21 protein-coding genes and 1 pseudogene are annotated in these 20,290 nt (G+C 69.7%); 13 read left to right on the top strand and 9 right to left on the bottom strand.

The genetic code is table 11. From position 1 onward, the window contains the following. Positions 1–54: 54 nt before the first annotated feature. Positions 55–1,128: a hypothetical protein gene (locus tag MTES_RS04320; RefSeq protein WP_013583979.1), complete on the bottom strand. Its 1,074-nt coding sequence runs from the start codon at positions 1,126–1,128 to the stop codon at positions 55–57. A 150-nt stretch (positions 1,129–1,278) separates the two neighbouring features. On the opposite strand from MTES_RS04320, the gene MTES_RS04315 reads away from it, so the two are divergent. Further along, positions 1,279–2,754: a glycosyltransferase family 2 protein gene (locus MTES_RS04315; protein WP_013583978.1), complete on the top strand. Its 1,476-nt coding sequence runs from the start codon at positions 1,279–1,281 to the stop codon at positions 2,752–2,754. Positions 2,755–2,853: 99 nt separating this feature from the next. Here the strand turns inward: MTES_RS04315 and MTES_RS04310 are convergent, their stop codons facing one another. The 3 genes and pseudogenes from MTES_RS04310 to MTES_RS19950 form a co-directional block, all read right to left on the bottom strand. Next, positions 2,854–3,834, bottom strand: coding sequence for a response regulator transcription factor (locus tag MTES_RS04310; protein WP_013583977.1), 981 nt, complete (start codon positions 3,832–3,834; stop codon positions 2,854–2,856). A 136-nt stretch (positions 3,835–3,970) separates the two neighbouring features. After that, positions 3,971–4,297: a glycoside hydrolase family 6 protein gene (locus MTES_RS19955; RefSeq protein WP_269453420.1), complete on the bottom strand. Its 327-nt coding sequence runs from the start codon at positions 4,295–4,297 to the stop codon at positions 3,971–3,973. 85 nt (positions 4,298–4,382) lie between these two features. Further along, positions 4,383–4,835 (bottom strand): annotated as a pseudogene (locus MTES_RS19950) (glycoside hydrolase family 6 protein); the annotation flags it as partial. A 248-nt stretch (positions 4,836–5,083) separates the two neighbouring features. Here MTES_RS19950 and MTES_RS04300 point away from each other — a divergent pair. Beyond that, positions 5,084–5,404, top strand: a complete 321-nt coding sequence (locus tag MTES_RS04300) for a hypothetical protein (protein ID WP_013583975.1) — start codon at positions 5,084–5,086, stop codon at positions 5,402–5,404. Positions 5,405–5,408: 4 nt separating this feature from the next. Here the strand turns inward: MTES_RS04300 and MTES_RS04295 are convergent, their stop codons facing one another. After that, a complete protein-coding gene (locus tag MTES_RS04295; RefSeq protein WP_013583974.1) occupies positions 5,409–5,864 on the bottom strand; it encodes a MarR family transcriptional regulator in 456 nt (151 codons plus the stop codon). 190 nt (positions 5,865–6,054) lie between these two features. On the opposite strand from MTES_RS04295, the gene MTES_RS04290 reads away from it, so the two are divergent. Beyond that, positions 6,055–6,378 (top strand): hypothetical protein, encoded by a 324-nt coding sequence (locus MTES_RS04290; protein ID WP_013583973.1) that lies wholly within the window; start codon positions 6,055–6,057, stop codon positions 6,376–6,378. Here MTES_RS04290 and MTES_RS04285 read toward each other — a convergent pair. Then, a complete protein-coding gene (locus tag MTES_RS04285; RefSeq protein WP_013583972.1) occupies positions 6,375–6,671 on the bottom strand; it encodes a hypothetical protein in 297 nt (98 codons plus the stop codon). The two genes, MTES_RS04290 and MTES_RS04285, sit on opposite strands and share 4 nt — an antisense overlap. A 145-nt stretch (positions 6,672–6,816) precedes the next feature. Between MTES_RS04285 and MTES_RS04280 the strand changes: the two genes are divergently transcribed. The 8 genes from MTES_RS04280 to MTES_RS18375 all read left to right on the top strand — a co-directional run bounded on the left by MTES_RS04280 (position 6,817) and on the right by MTES_RS18375 (position 14,301). Beyond that, on the top strand, positions 6,817–7,194 hold the full coding sequence (locus MTES_RS04280) for a membrane protein (RefSeq protein WP_013583971.1): 378 nt from the start codon (positions 6,817–6,819) through the stop codon (positions 7,192–7,194). A 7-nt stretch (positions 7,195–7,201) separates the two neighbouring features. Continuing rightward, positions 7,202–7,744 (top strand): 2'-5' RNA ligase family protein, encoded by a 543-nt coding sequence (locus tag MTES_RS04275; protein WP_043361003.1) that lies wholly within the window; start codon positions 7,202–7,204, stop codon positions 7,742–7,744. Continuing rightward, on the top strand, positions 7,738–8,115 hold the full coding sequence (locus tag MTES_RS04270; RefSeq protein ID WP_013583969.1) for a PPOX class F420-dependent oxidoreductase: 378 nt from the start codon (positions 7,738–7,740) through the stop codon (positions 8,113–8,115). The genes MTES_RS04275 and MTES_RS04270 overlap by 7 nt, the downstream gene beginning before the upstream one ends. Positions 8,116–8,393: 278 nt before the next feature. Further along, positions 8,394–8,885 (top strand): FBP domain-containing protein, encoded by a 492-nt coding sequence (locus MTES_RS04265; protein WP_013583968.1) that lies wholly within the window; start codon positions 8,394–8,396, stop codon positions 8,883–8,885. 91 nt (positions 8,886–8,976) lie between these two features. Continuing rightward, the gene (locus MTES_RS04260) at positions 8,977–9,978 is read left to right on the top strand and encodes a hypothetical protein (RefSeq protein WP_013583967.1); all 1,002 of its coding nucleotides are present in this window, start codon (positions 8,977–8,979) and stop codon (positions 9,976–9,978) included. Positions 9,979–10,050: 72 nt separating this feature from the next. Next, positions 10,051–11,328: a glycosyltransferase gene (locus MTES_RS04255; protein WP_013583966.1), complete on the top strand. Its 1,278-nt coding sequence runs from the start codon at positions 10,051–10,053 to the stop codon at positions 11,326–11,328. Next, positions 11,321–13,435 carry a right-handed parallel beta-helix repeat-containing protein gene (locus MTES_RS04250; protein ID WP_013583965.1) on the top strand — a complete coding sequence of 705 codons (2,115 nt, stop codon included), beginning with the start codon at positions 11,321–11,323 and terminating at the stop codon, positions 13,433–13,435. The genes MTES_RS04255 and MTES_RS04250 overlap by 8 nt, the downstream gene beginning before the upstream one ends. Further along, on the top strand, positions 13,432–14,301 hold the full coding sequence (locus MTES_RS18375; RefSeq protein WP_013583964.1) for a helix-turn-helix domain-containing protein: 870 nt from the start codon (positions 13,432–13,434) through the stop codon (positions 14,299–14,301). Before MTES_RS04250 ends, MTES_RS18375 begins: the two co-directional genes overlap by 4 nt. Before the next feature lie 18 nt (positions 14,302–14,319). Here the strand turns inward: MTES_RS18375 and MTES_RS04235 are convergent, their stop codons facing one another. The 3 genes from MTES_RS04235 to MTES_RS04225 all read right to left on the bottom strand — a co-directional run bounded on the left by MTES_RS04235 (position 14,320) and on the right by MTES_RS04225 (position 17,179). Beyond that, positions 14,320–15,285, bottom strand: a complete 966-nt coding sequence (locus tag MTES_RS04235; protein ID WP_043362102.1) for an LLM class F420-dependent oxidoreductase — start codon at positions 15,283–15,285, stop codon at positions 14,320–14,322. Between the two features lie 104 nt (positions 15,286–15,389). After that, positions 15,390–16,412, bottom strand: a complete 1,023-nt coding sequence (locus MTES_RS04230) for a TerC family protein (protein ID WP_013583962.1) — start codon at positions 16,410–16,412, stop codon at positions 15,390–15,392. Between the two features lie 197 nt (positions 16,413–16,609). Then, the gene (locus MTES_RS04225) at positions 16,610–17,179 is read right to left on the bottom strand and encodes a TetR/AcrR family transcriptional regulator (protein WP_013583961.1); all 570 of its coding nucleotides are present in this window, start codon (positions 17,177–17,179) and stop codon (positions 16,610–16,612) included. 114 nt (positions 17,180–17,293) lie between these two features. On the opposite strand from MTES_RS04225, the gene MTES_RS04220 reads away from it, so the two are divergent. Further along, positions 17,294–19,897, top strand: a complete 2,604-nt coding sequence (locus MTES_RS04220) for an MMPL family transporter (protein ID WP_013583960.1) — start codon at positions 17,294–17,296, stop codon at positions 19,895–19,897. A gap of 88 nt (positions 19,898–19,985) precedes the next feature. Then, positions 19,986–20,144 carry a hypothetical protein gene (locus tag MTES_RS19625; RefSeq protein ID WP_167539370.1) on the top strand — a complete coding sequence of 53 codons (159 nt, stop codon included), beginning with the start codon at positions 19,986–19,988 and terminating at the stop codon, positions 20,142–20,144. Positions 20,145–20,290: the final 146 nt, after the last annotated feature.

The raw sequence follows: 20,290 nt of genomic DNA, 5'->3' as shown, positions 1-20,290 counted from the left end.
GAGCGCGGGAGCAGCAGCAGGATCGAGCCCGGCTCGGGCCCGCCGCTTCGCTGCTCAGTGCGCGAGGCCCTGACGCGGGCGGAGGCGTCGGCTCTCCATGAGCAGCGACACCCCTTCGACGTCATCCACGCGGTGATGCTCGAACGAGAGATCGGGGGTGTCGTCGTACCCGATCGACGGCATGGTGGCGGCGAATGCCTCGCTGACGGAGTCCTCGACGTGCCCGCCGTCGATGTCGGCGGAGAGAAGAAGGAACACCGTGTCGCGAGCGGGTATCCCCGCGGCGACGTCGGGGATCGCCGCGTGGGCGGCGGCGGCGAGAGAGGCCAGCATCTGGTCGGCGCGGTCTGAACTGTGGGCGGCCCGGATGAGGTCGAGTTCGGGCAGCCGCACGACGACCACGGCGACAGCGGGGTGCACGCGCAGAAGGGCGGCGGCCTCCTGTCGCAGAGCGCCGCGGTCATGGGCCCGTGTGCCGGGAGCGGGGTCGTCGTCGAGCTGGCGGCCCATCTGAACGGTGGCCGCGGTCACGACCACGATCGCGAGCGCGCTCGCCACCGACGTGATCTCGGCGGACCCCACCCTCTCCCAGAGGGGCGAGTACATGCCTGCGGTCGCGGCGAGGATCAGCCGGCCGGCGTTGTAGAGCGCGAAGACTCCCATCGCCCACGCGAGGAGGACCGTCCCCCCGATGGCGCTCACCGGTCGGCGGCGCGCTTCGATCGCCGTCAACGCGCTGAAAGCCGCGATGGCGGCGGTCTTCAGGAGGATCGCCTCGTCGAGGGAGACGACGTAGGTCACGGCCAGCATGAGGATCGCGCCCGCGCCCGCGCTGATGGCCCCGATCGCCGGCCGTGCGTTCAGGCGTCGCATTCCGGCCCAGGCCAGCCCGGGGGCCAACACGTTCGTCGCGTTGCCCACGGCGGCGGCGAACGTGCCGCCGCCCGTTTCTTCGAGGACGTTGAGGAAAGCGCACGCGAGCGCGGCCAGCGCCGCGACTCCGAAGTAGCGGACCAGTTCGGCGCGCGGCCCGCCGCGGTCGTCGCCGTGGCGTCCGTGTGCGAGGAAGAGCACGGTCACGGCGACTGCAGCGGCGGCGATGGCGGCGATGAGATCGAGGACGGCCATCGGCGGGCGCTTTCTGCTTCTGCTCCCCTGAGCGGATCTTGCGGAAATCTTGCGGGGACGATGCCGGATCGCGGCGGGCGTCTTGCGGTGAACCTACCAGAGTGGGACATGGCCGACACGCCACCCCTCCGAACAGGAAAGACAATCGCCATGACCGATGCGCGCAGCTTCGCCCCCCACACCAAGGCGCTCGCCTACACGTCCGACGACGTGACCGGCGCAGCGGCTTCGGAGCACGGTTTCGCCGACGACTTCGCGGCGGTCCTGGAGAACACCTCGGTCCACCGCTCGACGATCGGCTGCGTCATCCCCGCGTACAACGAGGAGGAGTCGATCGCCGACGTGATCGAGGCGCTGCTCGGTCAGACCCGCGTGCCCGACGTCATCCACGTCGTCGTCAACAACACCTCGGACAACACGGTGAAGATCGCCTCGGAGTACAGCGGCCCGCACGAGGTCGTCACCGAGCTCGGTGAGCAGTTCACCGAGGTGTTCGTCCACGACATCGGCAAGAACCCCGACAAGAAGGTCGGCGCACTCAACTACGGGTACTCGCTCGTCGAGGGCTACGACTACCTGCTCGGCGTCGACGGAGACACCATCGCCGACAGCAAGGCCGTCGAGTACCTCGAGACCGAGGCGGTCTCCGACTCGCGCATCGGCGGCATCTCCGCGATCTACACGATCGACGACCGACCCATCAAGGGCCTCATCGGAAAGTTCCTGACCGCCGGCCAGCGCACGCAGTTCGCGGCGTTCAACCTCCAGAACATGCTCCGTGGCCGCAACATGGCCGTCCTCGGCGGCCAGTTCTCGATCTTCTCGACCAACGCGCTCCGCGAGGCGATGAAGCAGAACCACCAGGTCACGCCGTGGGTGAAGGACTCGGAGGTCGAGGACTCGCTCCTGTCGCTGCAGATCAAGAGCGCCGGTTACCTGACCAAGATCAGCCCCTACGCCCGCGCCGACGTGGGCGGCATGACGACGCTCTCCGGCTACGACGCCCAGCAGGTGAAATGGACCTACGGCGCGATCGAGCTCATGTGGCCGGGGCAGCGTGGCGACACGAAGGGCCAGCCGTTCCACCCCAACCTGCGCCTGCGCTGGTTCGAGAACTTCGGCATGCTGACGAACCTCTTCGTCCGCGTCGCCTTCCTGACGCTCCTGGCCGGCTCGCTGTCGATCGGCGCGTTCGTCTTCTCGCCGCTGTGGCTCATCCCGCCCGTGATCGCCATGCTCCTGAACCTGCGCATCGCCCGCACCATGAAGGCCGTCAACCGCCGCGACATCCTCTTCGCCGTCCTGTTCTTCCCGGCGGAGATCTTCATGTGGATCCGCATCAGCCACTTCGTCCGCTCGTGGACGCGCTTCCTCTCGCGGAAGAAGGTCGACAACTGGGCGATGCAGGCGAAGGCCGAACGCGGTGGCGGACTCGGGCACTGGACCCCGATGGTCGTCCTGATCGCCGTCGCGGTCGCGCTCGCCGTGATCTGGGTCGTGGTCGGCCCGATGGTGCAGTCCTCGATCCTCTGGATCGGCTGGCCGATCGTCGGTGTCGTCACCGTCCTCCAGACCCTCCTGATGTTCTCCAAGCTCGTCCGTCGCCACCACGGCTTCAAGGTCTGACGGACCCCCGATCTGATCGCGACCCGAACGCGTCAGAAACACGGATGCCTCGGCCCTGGGGAGGGTCGAGGCATCCGTCGTATGCGTGAGGCGTCAGGATCAGGGCGCGGCCATCAGCTCCGACGTGAGGCGGTATCCCACCCCGCGGACGGTCTCGATGTATCGCGGGTTGGCGGGATTGTCGCCGAGCTTGCGCCGGAGGTTCGTCATATGGGCCTCGATCGCCCGCTTGTCGGCCTCTCCGACGAAGTAGCTGGTGACGTAGGACTCCCCCCGGAGCACGAGCGTCAGGTCGGCTTTGCTCCGCACGCGTCGCTTGGACTCCATCAGGGTGGCCAGCAGGTCGAACTCGGTACGCGTGAGCTCGAGTTCCTCCCCGCCGACCAGCACGATCCTGCTGTCCGGGTCGAGGTGGAGGTCGCGATGGACGATCCACGGGCCGCCCGTCGGCGTGACAGCCCCGGGCGAGCGGACGACGGCGTCGGAGGAGGGGCGCGGCGCGAGTTCGCTGCCGACGGACTCCCGCGGCTCCGGGCCCTGGGAGGACGGGACCACGACCGGGACGCTCGACGCGCTGGGCGGGGGAGCGGTCGGCGGCGCTGCGGCGGCGGGCGCCTGCGGATCGGCAGGTCGTGCGGCCGGGAAGGACGGACCCACACTGTCCTGTCGCGGCGCGGCCGCGGACGCTCCGCTTCCGGAGCGCGGACGGCGCAGGAGGGCTTCGATCCGGGCGCGCAGCTCGCGCGGGCGGAAGGGCTTCACCACGTACTCGTCGGCTCCGGCACCGAGGCCGAGGACGACGTCGGCCTCTTCCTCGAGCCCCGTGAGCATGATGATGTACGTGTCGCTCTGCTGACGGATTCGTCGCGCCGCCTCGAAGCCGTCGATGCCGGGCATGTTGACGTCGAGCGTCGTGATGAGGGGCTGGTAGGCGATCACGGCGCGGACGCCGTCGATCCCGTTTCCGACGGACACCGTCGAGAACCCCGCCGCCTCCAAGACCTCGACGAGGAGGTGCCGGATATCCGGGTCGTCCTCGACGATCACGGCCGTCTTCAGCATCTCCGTGCTGTCGCTCATCGCACCCACTCTTCTGGTTCGCACGGAAACGTGCCCGCGTTCTCCCCCGAGACACGGCGGTCACACGGACCGAGCCACATTTTTACACACTTCCGGGCACCCCCGGGCGGGGTGGCGGTGGTGGGGGCCGCGTGCGTCAGCGGCTCTCGCGTGTGAGTTCGACCGCGGCTTCGGGCCACCAGGTGCCCGCGGGGGGTCCGCCATTGCACTCGCCGTCGCTCTCTCCGGCCGGTTTGATCCAGAGCGTGGTGTCGACCACCCCGTCGCCGAAGGAGCCCCCGGCGGGGCCCACGAGCCGACCCGGAGGGTTGCACCATTCCGATCCCGCCGGGCCCGCACCGTTGCGAGACGTGTCGATGACGGCGTGCGTTCCTCCGAGCTTCTCGGAAAGCGCGTGGGCGTAGGCGAACTCGGCGGCCGTGTCCTGATAGTTCGACACGTTGAGCGCGATGCCCCTGGACATCCCCGATGAGTCCGGTGGAGGAGATGAGCGACGCCATCTCGTCGACGGGATGCCACGCGGAGTGCCCTCCGTCGAGGTAGATCCACGTGTTCGTGCCGCGGATGTTCTCGACGGCCGTGCGGAGGTACCCCGCACGATCCGACGGCGACCCGCAGGACGAGGACAGAGCGATGCTGTCCGGCTCGAGGATGACGATCTTCTGGATGTCCGGGGCGTTGCGCAGCGCGTCGCCGATCCGCTTCGTCCACTCTCGATACGAATCGGGGTCCAGTCCGCCGGCGGAGTGGTTCCCGCAGTCGCGATCGGGCAATCCGTATACGGCGACCGAGAGGGAGGCATCCTGATCCCGTGCTTCGGAAGCCAGATGCGCGATCCGGTCCCAGATCTCGTCGACGGGGTCGATCTCGGGTGTCAGCCAGTAGGTCGTGGGCTGGGCGGCGAGCCACTTCGCGGCCGCGGCCTGCTCGGGCGTGGCGGACGGGTCATTGGCCGCGATCGCAGCCTTCGACTCATCCGGAGCGACGATCTTCGTGTCCACCGCGGGAGGGCGAGCCCCCAGGGTCTGGAAGAGCGAAGAGACGAGGCTCCCGACCACGGCGATCCCGGCGATGAGCGCGACGACGACCACCACGGCACCCACGAGGAGGACGACCCGTGGAATGCGGCGGCGCGGCCGACTCGGGCGGTGCGCTCTCCCCACGGATGGACTCTATCCGAGCGCGGCCCCACCGAGGGCGGCTCGTGCGAGCGGATAATTAATCACGCACGGAGATGTAGTCTGCATTCGTGGGAAAACTGGTTTACAACGCGTTGGGTCATTCCTTCGATATCGAGGATCGAACGCTTTCCCACCTGCGCATGGTGTTCATGAACAAGCTGCGCCGCGGCGAGCCCTTCATGTTCCATTTCCCCGTCGGTGACGGGAGCGGGACGCGCACGCTCTGGATTCACCCGTCCATTCCGCTCGTCTTCCACTTCTACGGAAGTCGCGCACCCCAGCTGAACAGGCGATGGATCGACGAGTTGATGCACGAAGCGAGTTCCGCCAACGGGTTGAGCGTCATCGCCGAACCGGAAGCCGATTCTCCCGAGGTCCGCTCGGCCTGAGCCGTCAGCCGCACTCCGCGTCGACGACCTCGCGCACCTGATCGAGGAAGGTCGCGATGTGGCCCGCCGCGTCGGCGGGCAGGCTGAGGGCGTATTCCCGGATGCGCGCCGTCACCGGGTCGATGGCGTCCGCGTCGGTGGATCGGTCGAACGGGATGACGAACTTGCTGCGCCGGTCGTCGGGGTTCGCGATGAATCCGATCAGGCCTCCGGCGTGCAAGCGGTCGAGCATGCCCGTGACGGACGCCGTCGAGACTCCCAGCGCTTGAGCGATCTCCGTGGGGGTGACCGTGAGTCCTTCGTCGGCACGTTCGAGGATGAGGCGCATGGCGGCTCGCGCGTTCTCACTCGGGCCGCAGTCGGTCTGGCGTCGCCGGGCGAGGCGCGCCTCGGCCAGCCGCAGGCGTTCGACGGCGCGGGCGGCCACCGTCGAAGGATCCTCGTTCTCCACGATCGTCATCGTTCTCCCGTCGCCCTGACCGCCCGAGCGGACAGTCTAGTTAGGCGAACGAGATTCACGCAGGCCTACGAATCTCGCGTCGTCGCCGGTAGTTCAGACGAAGGCGCGGGCGAGTCCCTTATTTCGCTAGGTGATAGTTAGGCGATCTAGTAAAATTTTCTTCGACACGATCTCCGGAAGGAGGCCCGATATGGGCTCCTTGTTCTACGGGTCCTCCCCAGACCCGATTCGCATGCCGGATCGTGTGCTCGCGCACATCAAGGTCGTGATCGCGACGAAGCTTCGACGCGGAGAGAGTTTCACGCTGTCGTGGCGGCATCCCGAAGGTGAATCGGTCGGGCGGAGCACCATCTGGCTCCAGCCCTCGATCCCGCTGCGGTTCGTCTTCGCCGAGACCGAGCCGGAGATGCTCGATCCGACCCTGTTGCAGACGTACGCCAACTCGGCGAACTCGTCCGGCGGATTGACCGTCGACATCGGGGCGGCGGAGACGTCGCCCGCCGTCTCCGCTTAGAGCTTCGCGTCCGCGGCGCGCCGGTGCGCCAGGAGCGCGACCCACTCCTGCGCGGGGCAGCGTGGCATCCCGCGGACCACAGCGCGCTCCCAGGCCTCGACGTACACCTCTTCCAGCAGAGCGTCGGCGCGAGCCGCGTCCCGTGTCACGGCGAGCAGCAGCGCGTAGACGCGAGGGGCGGTGAGATCGTAGAACATCCCGAACGCCTGTCGGTCGCCGTCGGCGGCGCGCGCGAGGAGCCCGTCGACGTCTGCGTCGTCGGTCGTGACCCGCGGCATGTCCGTGATCGTCATGCGGCCCCTCCTCTCCGGCGTGGTCACAGTCAAACCCTGCGTTGCGGGGACGGGCCGGGGGTTGCGCGAACCGACCCCCTCGCGTACGCGAGAGCGCCGTCGTCAAGCCCATCGTCCCCGCGCGCCCCGGAGTTACGGTGAGGGCATGAAAACGGTCGTACGGTGGTCGCTCGCGCTGGCCATGATCTTCGCCGGGGTGTCGCACCTCACGTTCGCTCGCCGGGACTTCCAGGCGCAGGTGCCCGACGCTCTGGTCGAGGACCTTCCCCTGGATCGCGACCTCGTGGTCGTGGCATCCGGAGTCGTCGAGGCGGGCTTCGGTCTCGCCCTGATCGCGCTGCCCCGGGAGCGACGCCGGGTCGGTGCCGCCCTCGCCGCCTTCTTCGTCGCGATCTTCCCCGGGAACGTCGACCAGTGGCGCAAGGGTCGCTCCGCGTTCGGACTCGACACCGACCGCAAGCGCTTCGTGCGGCTCTTCTTCCAGCCCGTCCTCGTCGCGGCGGCCTGGTGGTCGACGCGCTGACGCCGCGGTGAGCACGGTCGTGAGCCTCGAGCTCACCTTCGACGCCGCGTCCGATGCCGCCGTGCGGCGCGAGTGGCACGCTCTCCTCGACGCCGGTCTTCCGAGTCAAGCGCAGCACCAGGGCGCCAGCAATCGGCCCCACGTGACGATGCTCGTGCGCCCGTTCCTCGAAGAAGTGGACGGCACCGGGCTCGAGGACATGCTGCCCCTCGCCCTCACCCTGGGAGCCCCGCTCCTGTTCGGTGTCGGACGCAACCGGGTCATCGCGCGGTCGGTCGTCCCCTCCGCGTCGCTGCTCGAGCTGCACGCGGCGGTGCACTCCCGCGCGGGGGCGGTCGAGGGTCACGACCACACCGCGCCCGGGGGGTGGACACCCCATGTCACCCTGGCGCGACGGGTGCCCCTCGAACGCGTGGGCGAGGCGCTCGCGGTCCTCGCCGACACCGGGGGAGGGGAGGTGCCCGTGCGCGCCACCCGCCTCCGGCGCTGGGATGCCGCGTCCCGCACCATCACGCACATAGCCGGACGTGGCACGCTGGAACCGTGCTGACCGACGACGCGTTCTCCTTCCTCCGCGAGTACCACCTGGCGACGCTCTCGACCGTGGGACGACACGGGCGGATCCACGCGGTGCCCGTGGGATTCACCTACGAGGACGGCCTCGTGCGGATCATCGGCTCTCGGGGAACCCAGAAGTTCGTCAACGCCGAGCGCAGCGGCCGTGCCGCGGTGTGCTCGGTCGACGGGGCCCGGTGGATCAGCTTCGAGGGGACAGCGCGCGTCACGGACGACCCCGAGGCCGTCGCGCACGCTGTCGAGCTGTATGCGACGCGGTACCGCCAGCCCCGGGTCAACCCCGAGCGGGTCGTTCTCGAGATGGCCGTCGAGCGCGTTCTGGGTTCTCAGCAGTTCCGCGCCTGAGCGGCGTACTCTGGGGGGATGTCCCCCATCACCTCGTCGATGCCCTCCGGGCGTGAGGGGGTCGTCGGCGTGCAGAACGCCGGCGGCAGAGGCGCCGACCGCGCTGTTTCCCTCGCCGGGTGACCGGCGCGGGCGCGGGCCCGACCTCTCGGGCTGCGCCTCTCTCGACCCCTCGATTCCCCACGGCGGAACGGGGTCTTCCCCTCGCGCGCGGTCGAACCGCGCGCGGACTCTCGCTGCGCCGATGATGGTCGCGCAGCCCCTCGACGGGACTTCTCATGCACGCTCTCACCCCTGCCTCCGTACGCTCCTCCTTCGTCAACGTCTCGACGCGCGAACGCAGCGCGCTCGTCGTCCCGACCGATCTCGCGGCGAACGACTGGGACCGCCTGGACTATTTCGGATGGCGTGACCCCAAGACGCCCCTCCTCGGGTTCGTCGTCGCCGAGATCGATGGCACACCGGTCGGGCTGCAACTGCGCCAGGCCGAGCAGCCGACGCGGTCGCGCCCGCAGTGCTCGTGGTGCGCCGACGTGACCCTGCCGAACGACGTCGTCTTCTTCTCCGCGCGGCGCGCGGGCAAGGCGGGCCGCGCCGGCAACACCGTCGGAACCCTGCTCTGCGCGAACTTCGAGTGCTCGCGCAACGTCCGACGCCTGGATCCGCCGGCCTACCTCGGCCACGACGCCGCTGCGGCACGCGATCGACGCATCGACGCCCTCCGCGCGCACATCGACAGCTTCTTCCGCGACCTGCGCGACGGAGCCTGAGCCGGACGGCGGCGCGCCCCGGATCTGGACCGCTTCCCCGAGAGCGGGGATCCGGGAGCGTCGCCGTCGGGCTGCTGAGATACTCGACGCGATGTCTCGCGCCGCCCGCTCCTCGCTCGCGCTGCTCGTCGTGCTCGCCGCGGGGGGTGCAGCGCTGGCGGGGTGCGCGCCGGAGCCGGCGGCATCCCTCTCTCCGGCGGTGTCTCCGTGCGCTCCGGGGGCGGTCGACGTGCCGCCCGGTGCGGAGAACCTGCAGAGTGCTCTGGATGCCGCGGCTCCGGGAGCCGTCCTCCAACTGTCGCCGGTGACCTACTCGGGGCGGTTCCGCATCTCGACGTCCGGCCAGGCGGATCGCCCGATCGTCCTGTGCGGGGTAGCGGGCACCGTCCTCGACGCCGGGGGAGCGGAGGACGGCTACGCGCTCCACCTCGACGGAGCGTCGTACTGGCAGGTGCACGACCTGACGGTCCGCGGGGGACAGAAGGGTGTGGTCCTGGATGCCAGCTCCCACACCGAGCTCGCGCGCCTGCGCATCTCGGATGTGGGGCAGGAAGGGCTGCACCTTCGCGCCGCGAGCAGCGACAATCACGTCGAGGACACCGTCGTCGAGCGCACCGGTCTCACGGACGCGAAGTACGGCGAGGGCGTGTACGTGGGCTCGGCCGAGGCGAACTGGTGCCGGTACACCTCGTGCGAGCCGGATCGCAGCGATCGCAATGTCTTCGAGCGGCTGGAGGTGCGGGACACCACGGCCGAGGCGCTCGACGTCAAAGAAGGCACGACCGGGGGGATCGTCCGCGGCTCCGTCCTCGCGGTCGGCCCGGACGCCGTCGTGGACAGCGCCGTCGACCTCAAGGGTTCGGGCTGGTCGATCGAGGGGAGCACCGTCACGGGGCCGGTGGATGCCGTGTCCGTGCACGTGATCGTCTCGCCGTGGGGGTCGGACAACACGGTCGCGACCAGCACTCTGCAGCCGGGAGCGGGCGGAGTGGGCGTCCATCTGGTGGGGGACGCGCGCTCGGCGGGGAATGTCGTCTCGTGCGACAACAGCGTCCCCGGGGGCGCGTCCGCGGGGAACATCCCCTGTCGGTGACCTGTACGCGGTAGCCTTCAGTGTCTCCCCCGGGCATCGAATCGCGTTACCCGAACGCGCGAGGGGAGAGTGATGGCCGACGCGTCCTTCGGCGAGCAGTTGATGTGGGTGCTGCCGTTCGGCTACCTCGGCATCGTCTCGTGGGGTTTCTGGCTCGTCCGCAAGATCCTCGCCGCGACGGCGCGCCCCGTGAAGAACCTCTACCGCACGACGACCACGGTGGTCGTGCCCTCGTTCCACGAGGACCCCGACGTGCTGTTGCGCTGTCTGCAGACCTGGGTCCGGCAGGGCCCGTCCCGGATCGTCATCGTCCTCGACGTGGCCGATGTGGAGGCGCAGTCCCGGATCGAGGCGCTCGGCCTGCCGTCCGTGGACGTCGTGATGTTCCACCACCGGGGGAAGCGCTCGGCGTTGGGGGTCGGCATCCGGATGGTCGACACCGAGCTGATCCTCTTCGTCGACTCCGACACGGCGTGGGAGGACGGGATGCTGGATGCCGTGCAGATGCCGTTCATCGATCCCGCGGTCGGAGCGGTCAGTACACGACAGAACGTCTATCTGCCGAAGTCGAGCGTGTGGCGTCGCGTGGCCGACTGGATCATCGACCTCCGGTACACGGACTACGCCCCGGCGATGGGGCGCTTCGGCGGCATCATCTGCGCTTCCGGGCGGACCGCGGCGTACCGCACCTCGGTGATCCAACCGCGCGTGGAAGACCTCGAGCACGAGATCTTCTTCGGCAAGGAATGCATCGCGGGCGACGATGGCCGGATGACATGGCTCGTGCTCTCCCAGGGCTTCCGCGTCGCGCACCAGGACAGCGCCCGCGCCCTCTCGATGTTCCCCGGCACGTTCCGCGCCTTCGTCAAGCAGCGGGTGCGCTGGAGCCGGAACTCGTTCCGCTGCTACCTGACCGCGATCCGGCACGGCTGGGTCTTCAAGGTGCCGCTCATCTCGCAGATCACGATGATGCAGATCCTGCTGACCCCGTTCACCATGTTCGTCGCGTTGGCGTACGTCGTGCTGGCGACGAGGGCCGAGCATCCCCTCCTCGGACTCGGGCTCGCCATCGTGTGGCTCTTCGTCGGTCGTGGCATCCGCGGCATGTCGCACCTGTGGCGTCGCCCCGAGGACATCGTCCTCCTTCCGCTCGTGACGCTCGTCATCATCTTCATCTCGCTTCCGGTCAAGGTCTACGCCCTCTTCACGATGAACAAGCAGGGATGGCTGACCCGGTCGGCCGATAGTCAGGGCGGCGAGGGGCAGACGGAGGCGAGCCTCGGCGGCGAGGGGCAGTCCGCCGAGAGCCTCGGGCTCGTGTCGCAGGGGACGGAGACGTCCCATGGCTGACGACGGTGCGATCACGGCGCAGGAGCGCGGAGACAGTCACTTCGCCCTCCGCGGTGTCGCGCGCGTCTTCATGCTGGTCGCCGTGGTCGTGCTCGTCGCGGGAGTGATCCTCGTGGGCAATTTCGTGCACACCGGCACATTCCTGCCCTGGCTGAACAACGATGCCCGCTCGAGCGCCGCCCTCATCGGACCCGCGCCCTCGCCGACCGCGAGCTCCGATGCGGCCGAACCCGGGGCCGAGCCGCAGACGGCGGCCGATCGCGTGGCCGCCGAAGACACGCGCCTGTCCGCCGTCGCCGCGCTGGGGAGCGCCGACCCCGCGCTGATCGACTCGTGGAACACCGTCGTGCTCGGCGCCAAGAACGGCCAACCCGCGGGGTACGGCCTGGCCGACCTCGTCGCTCTCGGCGCGGTCCGCCAGGACGACGCGACCACCTACACGCTGCAGCGGAACGTCGTCGTCCGGTCGGGAGCCGACCTGAACCTCGCCGCCCCCGGCGCGACGCTGCGGATGACGAGCTCTCCCACAGCGAGCACGAGCATCGTCGGGTGGGGCGGCACCGTGCGGTTCGGCGGCGCCGACGGCTCTCCGTTCCGGATCACGTCGTGGGACGACACGATCGCCGCCCCCGACACGGACGAGGCTGACGGACGCGCGTACGTCCGCGTTCGAGACGGCGTCCTCGCGGCGAGCTTCGCCGACTTCGCGGACCTCGGCTATTGGAGCGGGCGCACCGGGGGACTCGCGATCACGGGCAGCGGCACGGTGGATGCCACCGCGCAGCTCGCGAACTCGACGACGACGGGACTCCACTACGGGTTCTTCGCGTCGGAGAGCACCGGAGTCGGCATCTCCGACTCGACGATCAGCGACTCGACCCTCACCGGCATCGAACTGACCAACGGCGGTCACGACTTCCGCGTGGAGCGCAGCAGCGTCCGTGATTCGGGCTCGGACGGGATCGCGCTGTCCCGCCAGTCGCGGGCTCTCCGTCTCACCGGGGTCACGGTGGAGGGAGCAGCCGGCTGGGGCGTTCGGGTCGACGGATCCGCGCTGGCCGACGGACCGACGACGGGCGGGTACGGGCTGACGCCGTCGAGCGATTTCACGATGGTGGACTCGCGCGTGCACGACAACCGGGACGGCGGCGTCCGCGTGATCTCGACCGACAAGACCGAGATCCGACAGTCGACGGTCGACGAGGCGCGCACGGCCGTCCTCGTCGAGGGACCGTCCACGGGACTGGCGGTGACGAACGCCGACCTCTCATCGAGCGAGCTGCGCGGCTTGGACATCGCCGGCCGGATCACGGATGCCACCGTCTCGGACTCGCGCATCGTGGGGCGTCGGATCGCGACCGAGATCACCGGGGCCGCGGTCGTGATGAGCGGGAACGACCTGACCGCGACCACGGGATCGGCCGTCGAGCTCGCGGAGGACGCGCGCGCCGACATCACCGGGAACACCTTCCACGGGGTCGGGCAGGATGCGGTCGCGATGTGGTCGGGTTCGCGTTCGATGCAGGCCGGCAACGACGAGAGCGACTGGACCTTCCAGTGGGCCTGGGTCGGATGGATGAACGAGCACCCCATGATGTGGATGTGGGCGCTCGTGCTGCTCGTCCCCGCGATCGGGGTGCCCGTGCTGTGGAAGCGGCGTCGAGAACATCGACGGCTGCGCGAGCTTCTCCGCGAGGCTCTGCTTCGGCACGGCGAGGAGCAGGTCGCGTCCTATCACGCCCTGCCCGTCCCGGAAGCCGTTCCCGCGGTGGCGGGCGTCGCGGCCCCTGCTCGGCCGATCGCGGCCCCGCCCGTCGCGGACGCGACCGGTGGCTCTCTCGGTACCCCGCACACGGTTCCACCGCGTCCCCGCGGGCCGCGTGCCCCGGGGACCTCGCGGCCCCGATCGTTCGCGGATCTTCGTACGGGCGCCCTCGAGGGGCGCACCTTCGCGTCGCTCCGCGAGTTCGCCATCGCCGCCGTCGTCGAAGGAGGGTATTCCGTGTCGACCATTTCGCGACTGTTCCGGATTCAGCAGTGGCGTCTTCAGCAGTGGGTGGATGATGTCCTCGCCGAGCGCGCGGCCACGACGAGGGGGACCCGATGAGCGACGAGCTGGATCCCGACGACCGCCTCGAGGGAGTGCTCCGGGCGCTGGCCGACCGGGTGCGGGGTCTGCGGCGCGACCGCGGCCTGTCGCTGAGCGATCTCGCCTACGAAGCGGGACTGTCGGAGGGCCGCCTTCGCGGCGTGGAGGCGGGACGCACCGCCGCATCGTTGGCGACGCTCCTCGCGCTCGCCGAAACCTTCGAGATCGGCCTCGCCGACCTCTTCGCGGACCCGTCCGCGAGGAACCACCTCGATCAGGATGCCGAGCCGTCGAGCCCGTACGTCGTCCCGAGCGCCGTGACGTGGGGCGGAGACCTCCCTCCCGCTCCCTGGGCCAGCGCGTCCGAGCCGTCGGGGGGCGTCTCCGCGGAGCCGGTGTTCGAGGCGACCGAGAAGGTGTGGGGCGGGCCACTCCCGCCCGCTCCGTGGGTCGTGCCCGCGGCGGTCGTCGCGTCGGAGCCGGAGCCCGTCCCCGTGATGGTCGCCGCGTCGGAGCCGGAGCCCGTGGCCCTCGCGGTGTCCGCCCCCGTTCCGCCTGTGGCGGCGCCCCCGGCCGCGGTCTTGCCGCACGGCGCGAGCCCGGCCGCGACGCGCGCGCACGACTACGCGCTCGCCCACGGGATGCGCGAGAATTCCGCGTACGTCTTCGTGGCCCCGGGTTCCCCCGCGAAGGCCGCGCCCCGGACGTTCTCCGACCTGCGGACCGGCGCGCTGGCCGGCCGTGACTTCCGCTCCCTGCAGGAGTTCGCCGTGGCATCCATCGTCGAAGGCGGCCACGCCGTCGCCGACGTGGCGCGGGTGTTCCGGATTCCGGCGTGGCGGCTCGAGCAGTGGGTGATCGAAACCGGGCACGCCCCGCGCTGAGCGTGCCCGGCCCCCGGCCTATAGGGCGCGGAGCTTCTCCAGGAGCGGCTCGGCGATCTCGTCCACGAAGCGCTGCTGCTGCTCGTCGCCGACCTGCACGATCGCGATGTCGGTGAAACCCGCGTCGATGAACGGGCGGACGCTCTCGGCGAGCTCGTCGAGGTCGGGCCCGCACGCGATGGACTCCGCCACGTCCTCGGGGCGCACGAACTGGGACGCTCCGGCGAAGCCGGCCGGGGTCGGCAGGTCGGCGTTGACGGCCCACCCTCCCGCGAACCAGCGGAACTGGTCGTGCGCGCGGGCGATCGCGGCATCCTTGTCGGGGTCCCAGCTGATCGGGATCTGACCGATCTTGCGCGACTCGCCCTCGTGGTGCTCGTCCCAGCCCTGCACGACCCCGGCGTCGGGTTCGGTGGTGATGAGGTGGTCGCCCAGCGGGGCGAAGCGCGCGATGGAGTGCTCTCCGGACACGGCGACTCCGATCGGCACTCCTCCGTCGGGCGCGTCCCACACGCGGGCCGAGTCGACGCGGAAGTACTCGCCGTCGTAGGTGACGAGGTCGCCGGTGTGCAGGGCGCGGATGATCTCGATGGCTTCCACCAGCATGTCCTGGCGCGCGTGCACCGCGGGCCAGCCTTCGCCGACGACGTGCTCGTTGAGGTTCTCGCCCGAGCCGAGCCCGAGGGTGAAGCGGCCGTCGGACAGCAGCTGCAGAGTGGCGGCCTTCTGCGCGACCACCGCCGGGTGGTAGCGCACGGTGGGGCACGTGACGTACGTCATCAGCTCGACGTTCGAGGTCGCGTGCGCGACGGCGCCGAGCACCGTCCAGGCGTAGGGGGCGTGTCCCTGGCTGGTGAGCCACGGGGAGTAGTGGTCGCTGGAGACCAGGAAGTCGTAGCCCGCGCGCTCGGCGCCGACCGCGTAGTCGACGAGCTCCCGCGGGCCGCTCTGTTCGGTCATGAGGGTGTATCCGAATCGCGTCATGTCGGTCACGGTAGGACCCGTGCTCCCGGCGTTCGCCGGGGTTGCGCGTCGGCTTCGGGTACGGCAACGGGCCCGCGGTGTGTCGCGGGCCCGTCGCCGAGTGGTCAGTCCTCCGGTGCGTGAATGACCTTCTCGTCGTCGAAGGTCGTCCGGTCGACCTTCTGCGCGTCGTTGCGGGTCTTGCGCAGACTCAGCCAAGTGGCCACCGCCACCGTCGCCGCGATGAACAGAAGGGAGAACCAGATCGGGATCTCGGGCACCCACAGCAGCGGTTCGCCACCGTTGATGAACGGCACCTCGTTGACGTGCAGGGCGTGGAAAACCAGCTTCACGCCGATGAACGCGAGGATGACGGCCAGGCCCTGCGCGAGGTAGACGAGACGCTCCAGCAGGCCGCCGATGAGGAAGTACAGCTGGCGCAGCCCCATCAGCGCGAAGGCGTTGGCGGTGAAGACGATGTACGCCTCCTTCGTCAGGCCGTAGATCGCCGGGATGGAGTCGACGGCGAAGACGAGGTCGATGAACCCGATCGCGACGATCACGAGCAGCATCGGGGTGACGAAGCGCTTGCCGTCCTTCCGCACCGTCAGCTTGTCGCTGTTGTACTCCTCGGAGACGGGGAGGATGCGGCGGACGAACTGCATGAACTTGCCGTTGGCCGGGTCGCTCTCGCCGTGCGAGAACGCCTGCCGGTAGGCGAGCACGAGCAGGAGCGCGCCGAAGAGGTAGAAGATCCAGGAGAAGTTCTCGATCAGGGCCGCGCCGACGGCGATGAACGCGCCGCGCATGATGAGGGCGATGACGATGCCGATCATCAGCACCTTCTGCTGGTACTTCTTCGGCACCGCGAACCCGGTCATGATGATCAGGAACACGAAGAGGTTGTCGATCGACAGGGCCTTCTCGGTGAGGTAGCCGGCGAAGTACTCCCCGCCGAACGTCCAGCCCGAGAAGACGCCGACGCCGACGCCGAAGAGCAGAGCCAGACCGATGTAGAAGGCCGACCAACGGGCGGATTCGCCGATCGTCGGCTCGTGGGGCTTACGGACGTGGACGAAGAACTCGAACACGAAGAACGCGATCGTCACGGCGATCGTGATGATCCAGATGAGCGGGGTGACACCCACGGAGACCTCCAAGGGAAACAGGTGTACGACAAGACACCAAGGTCTCCTCCACCCGGCGAGATGGGCCGACGTCCCGGGTCCACGATGGCGTGGCCGTATTGACGAGAACGTCGCGGCGGGAGTACTCCCCTTGCTGGGTGCGATTCTAGCGGACGCGCGGGCGAGAACGGGGGCTGGACCCCGATATGCGGGCTGTGCTACCCGTGCCGAGGCCCTCCCACGATGACGTCGACGAGAGTGTGCATGTCGTCGGCGTCGAAGTCCTCGCGGCTGAGGGCTCGCAGGATCACCGCGCCGAGCAGGGCCTCGGCGGCGGCCTCCAATCGTGGTCCGGTCGTGCCACCCAGGGCCTGGGACAGGCGTTCCATGAGGGGCGCCGCGAGGATCGCTGTGCGCAGGCGCCGGCCGGTCTCCGCGCTTCCCGCGGCCGCGGCGACGAACGAACGCAGCAGTCCCTCCCCGTCGGGGCTCGCGCGCAGCGTGAACAGGTCGGTCAGCCACGTGGCGAGGTCGGCGCGTGCGTCACCGGTGTCGGGCAGGTGACGCCGGCCGTCGAGGAGATGCCCCTCGAGGATCGCCTCGGCGATGATGTCGCCCTTGCTCGACCACCACCGGTAGATCGTCTGTTTGCCCACGCCCGCCCGTCGAGCGATGCCCTCGATCGTGAGGTGGTCGTACCCACCCTCGGCGAAGAGCGCCGCCGCCGCTTCGACGATCGCCAACCGGGCGGCCTCACTGCGGACGGGGCCACTGCGCGGAAGAGCCATGACACATATTCTGAACGACCGGCTCAGAAAAGACGAGACGGTCCGTGTTATCTTTGCGGCGACTGGTCGGAGCCGACGGTGCTCTCTCGTGCACCGCACGAGAGGAACCCCTTCATGGCTGAACTGCTGCACCGTCTCGGGACTTTCGCGGCTCGCCGCGCGTGGACGGTGATCGTCGCGTGGACCGTCATCCTCGGGGTCGTGGTCGGAGGCTTCCTCCTCGGCTTCAAGGGGCTCAGCTCGAGCTTCGACATCCCGGGCACGGCCTCCGGGGACGTCATCGCGAAGCTGCAGGATGAACTGCCCGACTTCAGCGGAGCCTCGGGCTCCGTCGTGTTCCGCACCACGGACGGATCGGCGCTCACCGACGAGCAGAAGAGCGAGATCAGCGCCCTCGTCTCGTCGGCGGGCGACCTCCCCGACGTCGCGCGGGTGACCGACCCGTTCTCGACACAGCAGCAGCTCGACGATCAGCGGCAACAGGTCGTCGACGGTCGCCAGCAGCTCGCCGACGCCCGTGCTCAGGCGGAGTCCGGACAGCAGCAGCTCGAAGCGGGCAAGGCCCAGCTCGACGCGGGGCAGCAGCAGCTGGACGCCGGGCGCGCCCAGATCGAGGCCGCGCCCCTGCCCGCCGCGCAGAAGCAGGCTCAACTCAGCGCTCTCGACGAGCAGCAGGCCCAGCTCGATCAGCAGCGGGCGACCCTCGAGCAGCAGCAGACGCAGGTGACCGACGGGCTCACGCAGATCGCGGCACAGGAGGCGCAGCTCGCCGACGGCTCGGAACTGCTGTCGTTCGCGGATGCCATCCGGCTCGTGTCCGACGACGGTTCCACCGCGATCGTCAACGTCTCCTTCGACAAGCCGCGGCTCCAACTCCCCGAGACCTCGAAGGAAGCCGTCGTCGACCACTTCTCCGAGCCCGTCGCCGGCGCCGACGTCGCCTTCAACACCGAGATCTCGCAGGGAATCCCCGAGATCTTCGGTGTGGGCGAGGTCATCGGCGTTGCGGTCGCCGGAGTCGTCCTCCTGGTCGTCCTCGGTTCGCTCCTCGCCGCGTCGTTCCCGATCGTGACGGCGATCGTGGGCGTCGCCATCGGCGCGATGGCGACCCTGTCGTTCTCGGGCGTGGTGCAGATGGCATCCGTCACCCCGTTCCTCGGCGTGATGCTGGGGCTGGCTGTCGGCATCGACTACGCGCTGTTCATCCTGTACCGCCACCGCCGGCAGCTCCTGCAGGGCGCGGATGTCGTGGAGTCGATCGGCCTCGCGAACGGCACGGCGGGCAACGCGGTCGTCTTCGCCGGGTCGACGGTCATCGTCGCCCTGCTGGCACTCAACATCACCGGCATCCCCTTCCTGGGCCTCATGGGGACGGCCGGCGGGGTGAGCGTGCTCGTCGCCGTCCTGATCGCGGTCTCGCTGACTCCGGCGCTGCTGGGACTCGCGGGCACGCGCATCCTCAGCCGCAAGGCGCGCGCGAAGGCTGCGGCGGCGGCCGATGCCGTCGAGCATCCGCGACGCGCCGCGCGGGCGGCGTCGGTCGACGCCGACGAACACCCGCGCCGCGCCGCGCGCACCGAGACGGCCCCGGTCGCGACGAGCGGGCGCCCGGTGCGCCCCATGTCGACCCTGCGCGCGGTCGTCACCATGGCGGTGGCCATCGCGGCTCTGCTGGTCATCGCCATCCCCGCGCTGTCGATGCGTCTCGGCCTGCCCGACGGCGGGTCGGAGGCCGAGGACTCCTCGGGGTACAAGGCCTTCACCTGGAGCGAGCAGGCGTTCGGCGCCGGATCCAACGCGCCGCTCCTCGTCACCGCCGCCCTTCCGGAGGGCACCGCGGAAGCCGACGTGCAGGGCCTGCAGCTCCAGATCGCCCGCGAGCTGTTCGATCAGGACGACGTCGCCGCGGTCGCCCCCGTCGCCGTCTCCGACGACCGCACGCTCGCCGCGTTCCAGGTCATTCCGAAGGAGGGGCCGAACGCGGTGTCGACCGAGCAGCTCGTGCGCGATCTGCGCAGCCTGCCGCCGGTGAACGGGGACATCGAGCTGGGGGTGGCGGGCGCGGCCGCGATCAACATCGACATCTCCGAAGGCCTGGCCGACGTCCTGCCGATCTACCTGATCGTCGTGGTCGGGCTGTCGTTCCTCATCATGGTGGCGGTGTTCCGCTCGCTGCTGGTTCCGCTGATCGCCACGGGAGGCTTCGTCCTTTCGCTGTTCGCCACCTTCGGCGCGGTCACCGCGGTGTTCCAGTGGGGCTGGCTCGGCGATCTGTTCGGGGTGCACAATCCCGGCCCGATCCTGAGCTTCCTGCCGGTGATCCTCGTCGGCATCCTGTTCGGCCTGGCCATGGACTACCAGTTGTTCCTCACCACGGGCATGCGCGAGGCGTGGGCGCACGGAGCGAAGCCGCGTCTGGCGGTCGCGCTGGGCTTCCGGGCGGGGCGCACGGTCGTGGCGGCGGCGGCGATCATTATGATCGCGGTGTTCTCGGGCTTCATCACCTCCGAGGCCGTGATCATCAAGTCGTTCGGTCTGGGCCTCGCGCTCGGCGTGCTGCTCGACGCCTTCCTCGTGCGCATGCTGCTCGTGCCGGCGATCATGCACGTCGTCGGCGGGGCGGCCTGGTGGCTGCCGCGGTGGCTGGACCGTCTCATCCCCAACGTCGACGTCGAGGGGTCTGCACTCGAGCGCCGCCACCCCGCGCACCACGGCTGAGCATCCCGGGTTCGTCGGCGCAAGCCCCCGGCGCGACGGGACGGCGGGCGTGAGGATGCCGGTGACCACCGAATCCGAGGAGGACCCCATGACCGATCGCGAAGAGACCCAGGACGCCCCCGTCATGGACGGCGCCACGGAAGCGGCGCCGCAGGAGAAGAAGGCGGGCGCGCAAGAGCAGCGGTCGGCCGACGCCGCCGTCGAGGACGACCTGCGCAGCATCCGCGCCTACGGTGAGGACCGCTGAGGAGCCCTCCGAAAAGGCGGCGGCCCCCGTCCGGAGCCAGGTGGGGGAGAGGCTCAACGGACGAGGGTCGTCGCACGCGCCGGTGTTCGGCGTCATCCGCGCCGGCAATGCCGGAGCTGGGTGAGAAGAACGCTACGCCGATCCGC

The sequence above is a fragment of the Microbacterium testaceum StLB037 genome, assembly GCF_000202635.1.
In the GTDB taxonomy this organism is placed as follows: Bacteria; Actinomycetota; Actinomycetes; order Actinomycetales; family Microbacteriaceae; genus Microbacterium; species Microbacterium testaceum_F.
The sequence above is the reverse complement of the archived record's forward strand: the minus strand, read 5'-3'. Positions and strand labels throughout refer to the sequence as shown.

What these genes read in the sequence shown, in the direction of transcription:
- MTES_RS04255 (WP_013583966.1), top strand. Translation starts at nt 10,051, where the DNA reads ATGGCCGACGCGTCCTTCGGCGAGCAGTTGATGTGGGTGCTGCCGTTC.
- MTES_RS18375 (WP_013583964.1), top strand. Translation starts at nt 13,432, where the DNA reads ATGAGCGACGAGCTGGATCCCGACGACCGCCTCGAGGGAGTGCTCCGG.
- MTES_RS04225 (WP_013583961.1), bottom strand. Translation starts at nt 17,179, where the DNA reads ATGGCTCTTCCGCGCAGTGGCCCCGTCCGCAGTGAGGCCGCCCGGTTG.
- MTES_RS19955 (WP_269453420.1), bottom strand. Translation starts at nt 4,297, where the DNA reads ATGTCCAGGGGCATCGCGCTCAACGTGTCGAACTATCAGGACACGGCC.
- MTES_RS04260 (WP_013583967.1), top strand. Translation starts at nt 8,977, where the DNA reads ATGTCTCGCGCCGCCCGCTCCTCGCTCGCGCTGCTCGTCGTGCTCGCC.
- MTES_RS04250 (WP_013583965.1), top strand. Translation starts at nt 11,321, where the DNA reads ATGGCTGACGACGGTGCGATCACGGCGCAGGAGCGCGGAGACAGTCAC.
- MTES_RS04295 (WP_013583974.1), bottom strand. Translation starts at nt 5,864, where the DNA reads ATGACGATCGTGGAGAACGAGGATCCTTCGACGGTGGCCGCCCGCGCC.
- MTES_RS04265 (WP_013583968.1), top strand. Translation starts at nt 8,394, where the DNA reads ATGCACGCTCTCACCCCTGCCTCCGTACGCTCCTCCTTCGTCAACGTC.
- MTES_RS04285 (WP_013583972.1), bottom strand. Translation starts at nt 6,671, where the DNA reads ATGACGATCACGGACATGCCGCGGGTCACGACCGACGACGCAGACGTC.
- MTES_RS04280 (WP_013583971.1), top strand. Translation starts at nt 6,817, where the DNA reads ATGAAAACGGTCGTACGGTGGTCGCTCGCGCTGGCCATGATCTTCGCC.
- MTES_RS04235 (WP_043362102.1), bottom strand. Translation starts at nt 15,285, where the DNA reads ATGACGCGATTCGGATACACCCTCATGACCGAACAGAGCGGCCCGCGG.
- MTES_RS04290 (WP_013583973.1), top strand. Translation starts at nt 6,055, where the DNA reads ATGGGCTCCTTGTTCTACGGGTCCTCCCCAGACCCGATTCGCATGCCG.
- MTES_RS04220 (WP_013583960.1), top strand. Translation starts at nt 17,294, where the DNA reads ATGGCTGAACTGCTGCACCGTCTCGGGACTTTCGCGGCTCGCCGCGCG.
- MTES_RS04320 (WP_013583979.1), bottom strand. Translation starts at nt 1,128, where the DNA reads ATGGCCGTCCTCGATCTCATCGCCGCCATCGCCGCCGCTGCAGTCGCC.
- MTES_RS04310 (WP_013583977.1), bottom strand. Translation starts at nt 3,834, where the DNA reads ATGAGCGACAGCACGGAGATGCTGAAGACGGCCGTGATCGTCGAGGAC.
- MTES_RS04315 (WP_013583978.1), top strand. Translation starts at nt 1,279, where the DNA reads ATGACCGATGCGCGCAGCTTCGCCCCCCACACCAAGGCGCTCGCCTAC.
- MTES_RS19625 (WP_167539370.1), top strand. Translation starts at nt 19,986, where the DNA reads ATGACCGATCGCGAAGAGACCCAGGACGCCCCCGTCATGGACGGCGCC.